This window comes from Acidocella sp., assembly GCF_013044125.1.
Taxonomy (GTDB): Bacteria; Pseudomonadota; Alphaproteobacteria; order Acetobacterales; family Acetobacteraceae; genus Acidocella.
Window position 1 is genome coordinate 1 of sequence record NZ_JABEVC010000212.1, and the last position, 12,162, is coordinate 12,162.

The window sequence follows — 12,162 nt, forward strand, 5'->3', positions numbered from 1 at the left end:
ATCATCCAACACGACAGCAACCGCGCGCCCCTTCGCCATTCCAGCCTCCTCGTACAAAACCCAGCCAGAATGTAGCCTATTTATCGATCAGGACACTAGATCATAATGGCCTGGTGAGGGGTTGCTCTCTCTCTCGTCGCGCCGGAGAGCGTGAAAGTCTCGTTTTTTCAGGTCACCTGTCCCGAATAAGACGAATAAGGCGAATAATATCCACATCCACCCAAACACAAAAAACCGTTGGCCGTATAGATAATTTGGGCTTTATGTTTCTGCTCGGTATGGTGGCGTAAAGGTGGGGCTTAAATGGCAGATATCGATGATCCGGCAGCGATAGCGACAGGGGAAGCCAGCGCTGGCGTGGCGTTTGATGAGGAAACTTACCTGCGCCTGAACCCAGATGTTCGTTTGGCTGTGGCCAGTGGGGGCTTCCATTCAGGGCGGGAGCATTACGAAAGATACGGCCGCGCAGAGGGTAGGCCCTTCATAATGCCGCAAGGCGGTGTGCGCGGGCGCATCGTGATGACGGCCTCGCCTGATACCCGTCGAGAAAAAGTGAAACTTCCCGCCGCGGCGGTTGATGCGGTCCAACTGTCTCGTTCCGGCGGCATTTATGTTGTCGGATGGATTAACGATGTCAGCGACAGGCTGGACAGTCTGGACCTGTATTTTTCCAACTGGTCGGTTTCCCTCGACGGCAACAGCCTGGCACGTGAACGCAGGGAGGACGCAGAGGTTGCCTTGGCCAATGGGGGCCGGCATCCTTACGGATGGTGGGGCTTCATGTTTGCAGCCAGACGGCTGCCGGCCGGGGTGTGCAGCGTGGTGCTGCGGCTTAAATCCGGCACAGAACTCAGCTTCATGGTCACGGCCGAGATGCTGGAGGACCAGGAGATGCGCAAAGCCACGCTGACGCATCTTGTGCAAGCCAAGTATTTTGGCAACCCGTATTTTGATGCCGTGGCGGCGATTGATGCCGCCATCGGCGAACAGATGGCGGATTTTAACAAGATGCTAAGCCGCCGCGCGGTAAATGCGCCGTATGCCGAGCGCTTTGGCGCGACAGGGCGGAGCTATAAAGGCTCGATTATCGTGTGCCTTTACGGCAAAGCGGAATATATGTTCCTGCAACAGGCGCTGTTCTCGAAAATTCCGGGCATTCAGGATTATGAATTCATCTACGTGCTCAACAGCCCCTGGATTGCCGAGCAGACGCTGCGTGAGGCAAAACGCTGCGCGTTGATCTATGGATTGGATATGAGTGTCGTGGTCCTTAACAGCAACGCTGGATTCGGTGCCGCCAATAATGCCGCCGCCCAATTTGCAAGCTCTAACCGGTTGTTGATCATGAACCCGGATGTGTTCCCCTACGATAAGGACTGGGCGGAAAAACACACCATGCTGATTGAGACCCTGCCGCATGAACAGACCGCGCTGTTTGGCGCGCCGCTGTATTATGATGATGGGTCGCTGATGCATGCGGGCATGTATTTTTGCGAAGATACGATGCCTGTTTTTGCCGGGCACCGTAAGCGCGAGACCAGTATTTTGCGCGTTGAACATTATGGCAAGGGCGCACCGCCGGAGACGGCGGCGTTTTTAAAACCCCGGCCGGTTCCCGCGGTCACGGGCGCGTTTATGTCTGTGCAGCGGGCCTGGTTTGAGCAGCTTGGCGGCTTCACGCAGGATTATGTGTTTGGCCATTATGAGGATGCGGATTTGTGCCTGAAAAGCATTGAGGCCGGGTGCCTGCCGTGGCTGCATGATATCCGCCTCTGGCATTTGGAGGGCAAGGGCTCGGCGCGCCGCCCACAGCATGAAGGTGGATCAGTCGTTAATCGCTGGCTGTTTAGCCGTAGCTGGGGCGAAATGGTCCGTAATAGCCTGCTGGGGCCACAGCCCGGTTATGCCGGTCTGGGTGGAGAGGCTGCGCCATGAAGGTTTTGCTGGTTAGCCTCTATCACCCCGAACTGGTGCGGGGCGGTGCGCAGACAGTGGCTTATGAATTGTTCCAGGGTTTGCGCGAAAGGCCGGATGTGGAGCCGGTATTGCTGGCTTCCATCGACCAGTCCTCGCCAGCGCTTTACAAAAGCGGCGCGCGCATAACAGGATTTGATGGCAGGCCGGATGAGTATCTCTTGCTCACCCAGGAATATGATTATGTTTGGGAGAAGAGCGGCAGTGTACTGCTGGCGGAAGCCTATGCGGAGTTTTTGCTGCTGATTAAGCCCGATGTGGTGCATTTTCATCATTTTCTGACCATCGGCATTGATTTTTTAACCCTGACGCGCCGGGTGCTGCCCGAGGTGAAAATTGTATTCACCGCGCATGAGTTCCTGACCATCTGCCCCGCCAACGGGCATATGGTGCGGCGTACCGACGCCTCGCTTTGTTCGCGCGCCTCTGCTGTGCGCTGCCACCAATGTTTGCCGGACCGCGCGCCGGAACATTATTTTATGCGCGAAATGTGGATGAAGCGGCATCTGGAAGCAGTGGATATTTTTACCACGCCCAGCCGGTTCATGATCGGCCAGTTTGAGAACTGGGGCCTGGAGCGCTCGAAATTTGTGCATGTTACCAACGGGCTGTTACCACGTGGCGTGCAGCCCCCGGCGGCCTCAGCCGGGGGGCGGCGCAACCGCTTTGGTTTTTTTGCGCAGCTGGTAGACGCCAAGGGGCTGCATGTTTTGCTGCAAGCGGTGACATTGCTTCGCGCCAGCGGGTTTAACGATTTTATCGTTGAGATCAATGGAGATAACATCCAGTTTGCAACGCCGGCACGGCGCCGGGAGATTGAGGACTTTCTTGCCGCCGAAGAGGCGTTGCCGCTGGCGGCGCGGAACGTAATTTTTAACGGCTCCTACCACCATGACCAATTGCGCGGGCGCATGGCGCGGGTGGACTGGGTCGTGGTGCCCTCAGTATGGTGGGAAATTTTCTGCCTGGTGATCTCGGAAGCCTGGAGCTTTGGCCGGCCGGTGATCGCCTCTAACGTCGGCGGCCCGGCGGAGCGCATTACCGATGGTGTGGACGGCTTGTTGTTCGAGATGGGCGATGCCCGCGCTTTGGCTGAAACCATCCGCCGCGCCTGCACTGAGAAGGGCTTGTGGGACAGCCTGGCAGCCGGGATTACGCCGCCCGCCAGCCGTGCGGAGATGGTGGCAGGGTTTTTGGAGGTTTATGAGGGCGTAAACGTAAGCGCGGCGGCGGCGTAACAGGATGTTATCGAGTCAGCGCTGGCGAGAAATGGGCCTACTTGTAAAAAAGGTTGCGGTAATCACGGACGCAATCTCGCCGGAGTTTTTTTCCCCCCGCTGGCAGCGTTATTATGGTGGTTTGTTTGGTCCGGAAAATCTGCATGTTATCACATATGCAGGTATGAAACCGTTGTTTCGCGACGTTCAAATGGGCAATATCTGGGAGGTAAACAGGCCATACGATGATAAATTGCGGGTTGATTTGATCGCTGATTTCATAGCTGTATTGCTAAATAGCTACGATGTAGTGCTGCGCTGCGATGTTGATGAATTTTTATTCCCTGACCCGGGCAGATTTTTGAATCTCGCTGATTTTGTGGAAAAAAATAAGCAACCCTATGTTACAGCGCGCGGAGTGGATGTGATTGAGTTGGAAGATGATCCCCCGCTTGATTCGAATGCTCCTGTTTTGGGAAATCAGCGGCACTATGGCCTACGTTCGGCAGCCTTGAACAAGACGTGTCTGACGACGGTGCCTTTGCGTTGGGCTCCTGGATTTCATGGTGCGAATGCATCCCCACATTTTTCATATCTATATAATTTCCACCTTAAATGGGCAGATATTAAAGCGCGAATAACCTGGAACGAAAAAATGCTCACAGGTCTCACGCCGGGTACGTCTGAGCATACATACTTTGCGGTTGGTGCGGAGCATTTACTCAGTGTCGCAAAATTCTTCTCGAATAAACCGAAGTTGGGAGAAGAGACAGAAGGTGAATTTGACCGGCGTTTTCTTGATTCAGTGAATGTTCATCAGGAGAGCCAGATATATCAGGGAGAATTTATAACTCAGGATTTTTTGTTTTCCCTTGAGAAACAGTTTAATACCCCTGCCGCTGATTTTTAACGCAGGCAGGCTTATCATGTCGTCTAACGGCTAGCATTACAGTTGTGATTTTTTAGTTGCGAAACGGCTTGACCTCTGAATCAATAGGTCACCATGATTCGGAGATTTCGGATGGTGGGTGCATCGATTGAGACGACGCTCCAAATCGTCGCGGGCGTGAACGCCCCCGTGGATGCTCTGCATTTGGGGGCGGCCCGTGTGCGTGCGCGGTGCGCATCCCACCGGGCGGTCTGCGCCGTTCTGCGGCCAACGGTGGGCATGCGGTGGGACGCCCAAAAACGCAAACGGGCCGGTCATCGCTGACCGGCCCGTTTTCGCTTGAATTTCAAGGAGAAAATGGCGCGCCCGAAGAGATTCGAACTCCTGACCCTCAGATTCGTAGTCTGATGCTCTATCCAGCTGAGCTACGGGCGCGTACCGCCGGGGTGTAACCGAAGCGTCGCGGTCAGGCAACCCCGCCTGGTTGATTAAATGGTGTTGAGCTCCGCGAGCAACGCATCCCCCATCTCCGAGGTGGAAATTTTTGCCCGGCCGGGCATCGCGATGTCCGGCGTGCGCCCGGCTTTGGCCAGTACGTTCTCCACGGCCCGTTCGATCAGCGCGGCGTTTGCCTCCATATCGAAGGAATAGCGCAGCATCAGCGCCAGGCTCAAAATCTGCGCGAGCGGGTTGGCAAGCCCCTTACCCGCGATGTCAGGCGCCGAGCCGTGGATCGGCTCGTAGAACCCTGGGCGGCGCCCTGCGGCGTCCACGGCGCCCAGCGTGGCTGAGGGCAGCAGCCCGAGCGAGCCTGTGAGCATGGCCGCGAGGTCGGAGAGAATGTCGCCAAACAGGTTCCCGGTTACAATCACGTCAAACTGCCGCGGATTTTTGGCCAGCTGCATGGCGCAGTTGTCGGCATACATATGGCTGAGCTGCACATCCGGATACTCGGCAGCGTGCAGCGTCGTCATCACCTGGCGCCACAGCAGCCCGCTTTCCATCACATTGGCTTTCTCCACGCTGCACACGCGGCCCTGGCGCTTGCGCGCCAGCTCGAACGCCACCCGCCCCACGCGCTCGATCTCACCCGTGGTATAAACCTCGGTGTTCACGCCGCGCTTGCTGCCGTCCGGCAGGGTCTCGATGCCGCGCGGCTCGCCGAAATAAATCCCGCCGATCAACTCGCGCACGATCATGATATCCAGCCCGCGCACCAGTTCCGGCTTCAGCGAGCTGGCATCCACCAGCGCATCGAACACCTTCGCCGGGCGCAGGTTGGCGAACACGCCCATCTCCTTGCGCAGTTTCAGCAGCGCCGCCTCCGGGCGGATATCGAAGGGTACGGTGTCCCACTTCGGCCCGCCGACGGAGCCGAACAACACCGCATCCGCCGCCAGCGCATGCGCCAAGGCGGCCTCGGTCAGCGGCACGCCGTGCGCATCGATGGAAGCGCCGCCGACCAGCTCCTCGGTGATCGCGAAGTCTACCCGGCCGGTTTTTTGCAGCCAGTCCAGCACGCGCTTGGCCTGCGCCATCACTTCGGGGCCAATGCCGTCGCCCGGCATCAGCAACAGGTTCTTACGCTCGCTCATGTTTTCTCAGACTCCGTTAATTGCCGGCTTCCAGCTCGGGGTTTTGGCTTCATAGGCATCAATCGCGGCGGCATGCTCCAGCGTCAGGCCGATATCGTCGAGTCCGTTCAGCAGGCAGTGCTTGCGGAAAGCATCCACCTCGAAATGGATCTCCTCGCCGTCGGGGCGCACCACCACCTGCTTTTCCAGGTCTATGGTCAGGCGCGCGTTGGCGCCCTGCGCCGCGTCGTCCATCAGCTGTTCGCAGACATCCGCCGGCAGCACGATCGGCAGAATGCCGTTCTTGAAGCAGTTGCCATGGAAAATATCAGCGAAGCTCGGCGCGATCACGCAACGGATGCCAAAATCCAGCAGCGCCCAGGGCGCATGCTCGCGTGAGGAACCGCAGCCGAAATTATCCCCGGCGACGAGGATTTGCGCCTGGCGGTATTTCGGCTGGTTGAGCACGAACGCAGAATTTTCCGAACCATCGGCATTGTAGCGCATATCGGCGAACAGGCTCTTGCCCAGCCCGCTGCGCTTGATGGTCTTCAAAAACCGCGCGGGGATGATTTTGTCCGTATCCACATTCGCCAGGTTCAGCGGCGCTGCCGGGGCGGTGAGGTGGGTGAATTTTTCCATTACACAAGCTCCCGGACATCGGTGAGAACGCCGGTGACGGCGGCGGCGGCGGCCATGGCGGGGGAGAGCAGGTGCGTGCGCCCGCCCGGCCCCTGGCGGCCCTCAAAATTGCGGTTTGAGGTGCTGGCGCAACGCTGGCCGGGGGTCAGCTTGTCCGGGTTCATGCCCAGACACATCGAGCACCCGGCCTCGCGCCATTCAAACCCGGCATCGGTGAAGATTTTCGCCAGCCCCTCGGCCTCGGCCTGCGCCTTCACCAGCCCTGAGCCCGGCACCACCAGCACGCGCACACCCGGCGCCACATGGCGGCCCTTGGCCACGGCGGCGGCGGCGCGCATGTCCTCAATCCGCGAGTTGGTACAGGAGCCGATGAACACCACATCCACCTTGGTCCCGGCGATCTTCTGGCCCGCCTGCAGGTCCATATAGCGCAGCATCTGCTGCATCTGGGCGCGGCGCGCCTCGTCGGGCTCGCCCGCCGGGTCGGGCACCGTGCCGGTAATGGGGATCACGGCCTCCGGGCTGGTCCCCCAGGTTACCTGCGGCACAATCCCGGCGGCATCCAGCACCACGATCTTGTCATAATGCGCGCCCGCATCGCTCGGCAGCGTCTTCCAATACGCCACGGCCTTCTCAAAATCCTCGCCCTTGGGCGCATACGGCCGGCCTTTGATGTACTCAAATGTCGTCTCGTCCGGCGCGATCAGCCCGGCCCGCGCGCCCGCCTCGATGCTCATGTTGCAAACGGTCAGCCGCCCGGCCATGTCCAGCGCCCTGATCGCCTCGCCGCCGAACTCAATGACATGCCCGGTGCCGCCTGCGGTCCCGATCTTGCCGATAATCGCCAGCACAATGTCCTTGCCGGTGCAGCCGGGGGGCAGCACGCCGTCCACCCGCACCAGCATGTTCTTCGCCGGCTTCTGCAACAAGGTCTGCGTCGCCAGCACATGCTCCACCTCGGAGGTGCCGATGCCAAACGCCAGCGCCCCGAGCGCGCCATGCGTGCTGGTGTGCGAATCGCCGCAGACAATGGTGAAACCGGGCAGCGAAATTCCCTGCTCCGGGCCGATTACATGCACGATTCCCTGGCGCGCGTCGCTCACCGGAAAATACGGCACCCCGAACGCGGCGACATTCGCCTCCAGCGTCTCGATCTGCAGCTTGCTCTCCGGCTCGTTGATCCCGTTCAGCCGGTCCGCGTCGGTGGGGATATTATGGTCAACCACCGCAATGGTCTCATCCACGCGCCGAACCTTGCGCCCCGCCAGCCGCAACCCCTCAAACGCCTGCGGTGAGGTCACCTCATGCACCAAATGCCGGTCGATATAGAGAACGCATGTGCCGTCTTCTAAACGGTCCACCACATGCGCATCCCAAATCTTGTCAAATAAAGTCCGTGACATCGACACCGCACCTCCTGAGTTAGGAAGTTCAGGGGAGCCGACCCGAAGAGCCACCTATTCGCTAACAGGCGCACCCACGGTGCGACGCCTCTGGACCCCTGCGAAGGGCCGCGCCCTTCGATCCGCGATAGTTAAGGGTTTTGGGAGGGAGGGGTAACGCCCATGAGCTAAGGGGCGCCCCCTGCCTTGCTTACTCCGCCGGAGCGGCTTCGACTTCGCGGGCCTTCTCGGCGATACGGGCGGATTTACCGCGGCGGCCGCGCAGGTAATAGAGCTTGGCGCGGCGCACATCGCCACGGCGCATCACATGAATTTCCGAGATGGTCGGGGCATAAAGCTGGAAAATACGTTCCACGCCTTCGCCATAGGAGATTTTACGCACGGTGAAGGAGGAGTTGATGCCGCGGTTCGAGCGCGCGATGCACACGCCCTCGAAAGCCTGCACGCGCGAGCGCTCGCCTTCCTTCACGTTGACGCTGACGCGCACGGTGTCACCTGGGGCGAACGGCGGGATCGGCTTGCCGGCTGTAAGCTTGGCGATCTGTTCGGCGTCGATGGTCTGAATAATGTTCATGGTCGGGTCCTTTTCGAAAGCGGTGTTTAGGGTGCCGGGGCACCAGATGCAATGTATTGGTTGTACAGGTCCGGTCTGCGGGTTTTCGTGGTTTGGCGGGCAGCCGCCAGCCGCCAGGCGGCGATGGCGGCATGGTTGCCCGAGGTGAGCGTCTCCGGCACGGCGCGCTCCGCCCAGACGGCCGGGCGGGTGTAATGCGGGTATTCCAGCAGCGGGGCGCTAAAGCTTTCCTCCACCGCGCTTATCGCGGCACCCATGACGCCCGGCAGCAGCCGGATCGCCGCGTCGAGCAGCACCAGCGCCGCAATCTCCCCGCCGGAGAGGATATAGTCCCCGATGGAGACCTCCTCGGCCTGGCGGGCGTCGATCACGCGCTGGTCGATCCCCTCGAAGCGCCCGCACAGCAGGATCACCCCAGGCCCTTCGGCCAGTTCGCGCACCCGCTTTTGCGTCAGTGGCGCGCCGCGCGGTGTCAGCACGATGAGCGGACGTTTATCCGCCACCGAGCCGAGGGTGGCATCTGCCACTGAACCGATGGCCGCATCCAGCACATCCGGCCGCATCACCATCCCGGCCCCGCCGCCGAAGGGCGTGTCATCCACGCTGCGGTGGCGGCCCAGCCCAAAGTCACGAATATCCGTAACCTTCAGGCTCCAGCTACCCGCCTCCATGGCCTTGCCCGCCAGGGACTCGCCTAGCGGCCCAGGAAACATGGACGGGAAAATGGTCAGTACATCGGCGCGCCAGCTCATGATGGCACCACGACTTCAACCGGAGGCGCCACTGTTACATGTCCGGCGGCAATATCCACCACCGGCACGGCCGCGCGGGTAAAGGGCACCAGCAGCCCGCCCGGAGAAATCTCCAGGCTCGTGCCGCCGCCATAGTCATGCACGGCGGTGATGCTGCCGATCTCCCCCCCGGCCTCGTTACGGGCCTTCAGGCCGATAAGGTCAGCGAGGTAGAATTCTTCCTCATCAGGGGCTGGCAGCGCCGCGCGTGGGGCAAAAAGCTCGGTATTGGTGAGCTTTTCCACCTCAGAGCGGTCGGTGATCGCGCGGTTCCCCCTGGCCGTGATCTCGCTCAGCTGCGCGACATTGCCGTGCAGCCACTCCAGCGAAAACCGCCGGCCGCTCCGGTCGCTCAGCGGATACTCAGCCAGCGCGTCCGGGTCCGCGGTGTAGGCATTCACCCGCACCAGCCCCCGCACGCCATGTGGCTTGCCGATCACGCCCATCAGGATCAACCGCTCGTTCACCTAACGGCCTTTAATTAAGCGGCGGCCTTCGCGCGCGCGGCGGCGCGTTCCTGCGCCTTCTTCTTCGGCGCGGACTGCTTCGGCTGCTCCGGATACACCGGCATCGCGATCAGCCCGGCCTTGCCGAGGAATTTGGCAACGCGGTCAGTCGGCTGCGCGCCATTGGCGATCCAATGGGTCAGGCGCTCGCTCACCAGCGTCACGCGCTCGGCGTGCTCGGCGGGCAGCATCGGGTTATAGGTGCCCACGCGCTCGATGAACTTGCCATCGCGCGGGCTGTTCGCATCCGCGATCACGATATGGTAGAACGGGCGCTTCTTCGCGCCGGCGCGCGACAGACGAATTTTAACAGACATGGTAACTCCTCAAGGTTAAACGGTAAAACTTCAAAACGGGCGGCGGCCGCCCTTGGCCTGGCCCATGGCGGCCTGCATCTGGCGCATCATCGCCTCCTGGCCGCCGGCTTTATTCATGCGTTTCATCATGGTGGACATGTCATCAAACTGCTTCAACAGCTTGTTGACCTCCTGCACCGATGTGCCAGACCCCGCCGCCACCCGCTTCTTGCGGCTGGCTTTCAGCAGGTCCGGGTTGCGGCGCTCGGCCTTGGTCATCGAGCTGATAATCGCGGCCTGGCGCTTGAACATGGTGGTATCGAGATTGGCATCCTCGATCTGCTTCTTGATCTTGCCGACGCCGGGCAGCATGCCCAAAATCCCCGACAGCGACCCCATTTTGGATATCTGCTTGAGCTGCGAGGCATAATCGTCAAGGTCGAACTTGCCCTTGGCCATGCGCTTGGCGAGCTTCTCAGCCTCCGCCTGGTCGATATTCTGCGCCGCCCGCTCCACCAGGCCGACAATATCGCCCATGCCGAGAATCCGCCCGGCAATCCGCTCGGGGTTGAACTCATCCAGCGCATCCAGCTTCTCGCCGGTACCCGCGAGCTTGATCGGCGCGCCGGTCACCGCGCGCATGGAGAGCGCGGCGCCGCCACGGGCATCGCCGTCGAGCCGGGTCATCACGATGCCAGTAATCCCCAGCGCCTGATTAAAGGCGGTGGCGGTGGTCACCGCGTCCTGGCCGGTCATGGCGTCGACCACCAGCAGAGTCTCGACCGGATTCACGGCAAAGCGGATGGATTTGACTTCCTCCATCAGCGCCGCGTCGATGGAGAGCCGCCCCGCGGTATCCAAAATCACCACGTCGAACACTTCGCGCCGCGCCACATCCATGGCCCGCTGCGCGATCTGCAACGGGCTCTGCCCGGCGATAATCGGCAGGCTCGCCACCTCGGCGCGCTGCGCCAGCTGCTCCAGCTGCAACTGCGCCGCCGGGCGTTGCGTATCCAGGCTCGCCAGCAACACCTTCTTGCGCTCGCGCGTGCGCAGCCGCAGCGCCAGCTTGCCCGAGGTGGTGGTTTTGCCTGAACCCTGCAAGCCAACCATGAGGATGGGAATAGGCGAGGGGGCCAGCAGATTAACCGGCACCACCGCGCCGCCGAGCGCCTCAACCAGCGCATCGTTGACGATTTTGACAACCATCTGCCCCGGCGAGACCGAGCGCAGCACTTCCGCGCCCACGGCCTTTTCCTTCACCGTGGCGATAAAATCCTTCACCACCGGCAGCGCGACGTCAGCATCCAGCAGCGCTAGGCGGATCTCCCGCAGCGCCTCGGTCACATCAGCCTCGGACAAACTCCCCCGTCGGCGGAGCCGGTCAAAAACCTCACCTAATTTGCCCGACAGCGTGTCGAACATGCTCTACCACCCTCACAACGCAAAACGCGCCGTGGTGCGAACCCTCGCAGCACGGCGGACGAATGTTTGCACCCCGTAGAGCCGGGGGGCGGCAAAGTCAAGGCGGGGGCGGGGCATCCCGAACGCTGACATAGCGTAGGATGGGTGAGCGCAGCGTAACCCATCAATCCCCCGGCCTTCCGAGATAGCGATGGGTAGCGCTGCGCTCACCCATCCTACGCTTGCTTTGACGGATTAGCGACGATGCATCTACATTCTACGGCATGACGCAAAAAAAAGCCTTGAATTGGGGATTTGGGGTCGCTCTCACATGCTTTTTAGCAGGACTCCCGTTGAGCTGGACAGGGAATCAAATTGAGCTTGGCCATATTTTAATGTGGTTATCCGTTGCGGTATTAATAACTTCGGGCGCGGTATTTGCTTTTGAGAACTTTTGGAAGGCAGAAATGACGGAGGAAAAATCAGGGGCAATTTCAGGTGGGAATGTCGGTGTGAATTCGGGAACAATTCATTATCATGCTCCTGTTTATGTTGCGGCAATTCCAAATAGTAACCTCGCCCAGAGAGACCCTGATGGTATTTATCAACACGGCCAAATCGTTGCCACCGTACAAGGGGCAAACGTCAATGTTGCGCATGGGACAATTACATTTCAAACTATTCGTTCTACCACGGGAACAGCTAATCCGGATATTGAATGCGAATACAGAGATTGGGTCATAATGTGCCCTGACCTCCCAAGGCCGCGGCCTAACGTGAACGCGGCAACGTTTGCATTAATGGTATTAGGTGGATCAGCAACGATTATTAGACAACGAACATAATTCTTGCTCGTTAAGCCACCCGCGCCACCTCAGCCCCAACCCCCACC

Annotated in this window: 12 protein-coding genes and 1 tRNA gene; 4 read left to right on the top strand and 9 right to left on the bottom strand. The window is 60.1% G+C overall.

Features of this window, described 5'->3' with window-relative positions; translation table 11 throughout:
- The first annotated feature begins 486 nt into the window (after positions 1–486).
- The 3 genes from HKL97_RS12890 to HKL97_RS12900 are packed head-to-tail and all read left to right on the top strand — an operon-like array spanning position 487 to position 4,101.
- Positions 487–1,935, top strand: coding sequence for a glycosyltransferase family 2 protein (locus tag HKL97_RS12890; RefSeq protein ID WP_291426004.1), 1,449 nt, complete (start codon positions 487–489; stop codon positions 1,933–1,935).
- Positions 1,932–3,212 (top strand): glycosyltransferase family 4 protein, encoded by a 1,281-nt coding sequence (locus HKL97_RS12895; RefSeq protein ID WP_291426005.1) that lies wholly within the window; start codon positions 1,932–1,934, stop codon positions 3,210–3,212. Before HKL97_RS12890 ends, HKL97_RS12895 begins: the two co-directional genes overlap by 4 nt.
- A gap of 4 nt (positions 3,213–3,216) precedes the next feature.
- Positions 3,217–4,101 carry a hypothetical protein gene (locus HKL97_RS12900; RefSeq protein ID WP_291426007.1) on the top strand — a complete coding sequence of 295 codons (885 nt, stop codon included), beginning with the start codon at positions 3,217–3,219 and terminating at the stop codon, positions 4,099–4,101.
- Positions 4,102–4,438: 337 nt separating this feature from the next.
- Here the strand turns inward: HKL97_RS12900 and HKL97_RS12905 are convergent.
- From HKL97_RS12905 to ffh, 9 genes are all read right to left on the bottom strand, one after another.
- A tRNA-Arg gene (locus HKL97_RS12905) sits at positions 4,439–4,515 on the bottom strand.
- 53 nt (positions 4,516–4,568) lie between these two features.
- Positions 4,569–5,675 (bottom strand): 3-isopropylmalate dehydrogenase, encoded by a 1,107-nt coding sequence (leuB, locus tag HKL97_RS12910; protein ID WP_291426009.1) that lies wholly within the window; start codon positions 5,673–5,675, stop codon positions 4,569–4,571.
- A gap of 6 nt (positions 5,676–5,681) precedes the next feature.
- Positions 5,682–6,296 (bottom strand): 3-isopropylmalate dehydratase small subunit, encoded by a 615-nt coding sequence (gene leuD / locus HKL97_RS12915; protein ID WP_291426011.1) that lies wholly within the window; start codon positions 6,294–6,296, stop codon positions 5,682–5,684.
- Positions 6,296–7,699, bottom strand: coding sequence for a 3-isopropylmalate dehydratase large subunit (gene leuC, locus HKL97_RS12920; RefSeq protein WP_291426013.1), 1,404 nt, complete (start codon positions 7,697–7,699; stop codon positions 6,296–6,298). Before leuC ends, leuD begins: the two co-directional genes overlap by 1 nt.
- 190 nt (positions 7,700–7,889) lie before the next feature.
- Complete coding sequence (gene rplS / locus HKL97_RS12925) at positions 7,890–8,273, bottom strand: 50S ribosomal protein L19 (protein ID WP_284256478.1); 384 nt, start codon at positions 8,271–8,273, stop codon at positions 7,890–7,892.
- A gap of 26 nt (positions 8,274–8,299) precedes the next feature.
- A complete protein-coding gene (gene trmD / locus HKL97_RS12930; RefSeq protein ID WP_291426017.1) occupies positions 8,300–9,025 on the bottom strand; it encodes a tRNA (guanosine(37)-N1)-methyltransferase TrmD in 726 nt (241 codons plus the stop codon).
- Positions 9,022–9,531, bottom strand: a complete 510-nt coding sequence (rimM, locus tag HKL97_RS12935; protein WP_291426019.1) for a ribosome maturation factor RimM — start codon at positions 9,529–9,531, stop codon at positions 9,022–9,024. Before rimM ends, trmD begins: the two co-directional genes overlap by 4 nt.
- A 14-nt stretch (positions 9,532–9,545) precedes the next feature.
- Positions 9,546–9,887 carry a 30S ribosomal protein S16 gene (rpsP, locus tag HKL97_RS12940; protein ID WP_291426022.1) on the bottom strand — a complete coding sequence of 114 codons (342 nt, stop codon included), beginning with the start codon at positions 9,885–9,887 and terminating at the stop codon, positions 9,546–9,548.
- A 30-nt stretch (positions 9,888–9,917) separates the two neighbouring features.
- A complete protein-coding gene (gene ffh, locus HKL97_RS12945) occupies positions 9,918–11,291 on the bottom strand; it encodes a signal recognition particle protein (RefSeq protein WP_291426024.1) in 1,374 nt (457 codons plus the stop codon).
- Positions 11,292–11,554: 263 nt separating this feature from the next.
- Between ffh and HKL97_RS12950 the strand changes: the two genes are divergently transcribed.
- Positions 11,555–12,115 (top strand): hypothetical protein, encoded by a 561-nt coding sequence (locus tag HKL97_RS12950; RefSeq protein WP_291426026.1) that lies wholly within the window; start codon positions 11,555–11,557, stop codon positions 12,113–12,115.
- Positions 12,116–12,162: the final 47 nt, after the last annotated feature.

What these genes read in the sequence shown, in the direction of transcription:
- HKL97_RS12890 (WP_291426004.1), top strand. Translation starts at nt 487, where the DNA reads ATGCCGCAAGGCGGTGTGCGCGGGCGCATCGTGATGACGGCCTCGCCT.
- HKL97_RS12895 (WP_291426005.1), top strand. Translation starts at nt 1,932, where the DNA reads ATGAAGGTTTTGCTGGTTAGCCTCTATCACCCCGAACTGGTGCGGGGC.
- HKL97_RS12900 (WP_291426007.1), top strand. Translation starts at nt 3,217, where the DNA reads ATGTTATCGAGTCAGCGCTGGCGAGAAATGGGCCTACTTGTAAAAAAG.
- leuB (WP_291426009.1), bottom strand. Translation starts at nt 5,675, where the DNA reads ATGAGCGAGCGTAAGAACCTGTTGCTGATGCCGGGCGACGGCATTGGC.
- leuD (WP_291426011.1), bottom strand. Translation starts at nt 6,296, where the DNA reads ATGGAAAAATTCACCCACCTCACCGCCCCGGCAGCGCCGCTGAACCTG.
- leuC (WP_291426013.1), bottom strand. Translation starts at nt 7,699, where the DNA reads ATGTCACGGACTTTATTTGACAAGATTTGGGATGCGCATGTGGTGGAC.
- rplS (WP_284256478.1), bottom strand. Translation starts at nt 8,273, where the DNA reads ATGAACATTATTCAGACCATCGACGCCGAACAGATCGCCAAGCTTACA.
- trmD (WP_291426017.1), bottom strand. Translation starts at nt 9,025, where the DNA reads ATGAGCTGGCGCGCCGATGTACTGACCATTTTCCCGTCCATGTTTCCT.
- rpsP (WP_291426022.1), bottom strand. Translation starts at nt 9,887, where the DNA reads ATGTCTGTTAAAATTCGTCTGTCGCGCGCCGGCGCGAAGAAGCGCCCG.
- ffh (WP_291426024.1), bottom strand. Translation starts at nt 11,291, where the DNA reads ATGTTCGACACGCTGTCGGGCAAATTAGGTGAGGTTTTTGACCGGCTC.
- HKL97_RS12950 (WP_291426026.1), top strand. Translation starts at nt 11,555, where the DNA reads ATGACGCAAAAAAAAGCCTTGAATTGGGGATTTGGGGTCGCTCTCACA.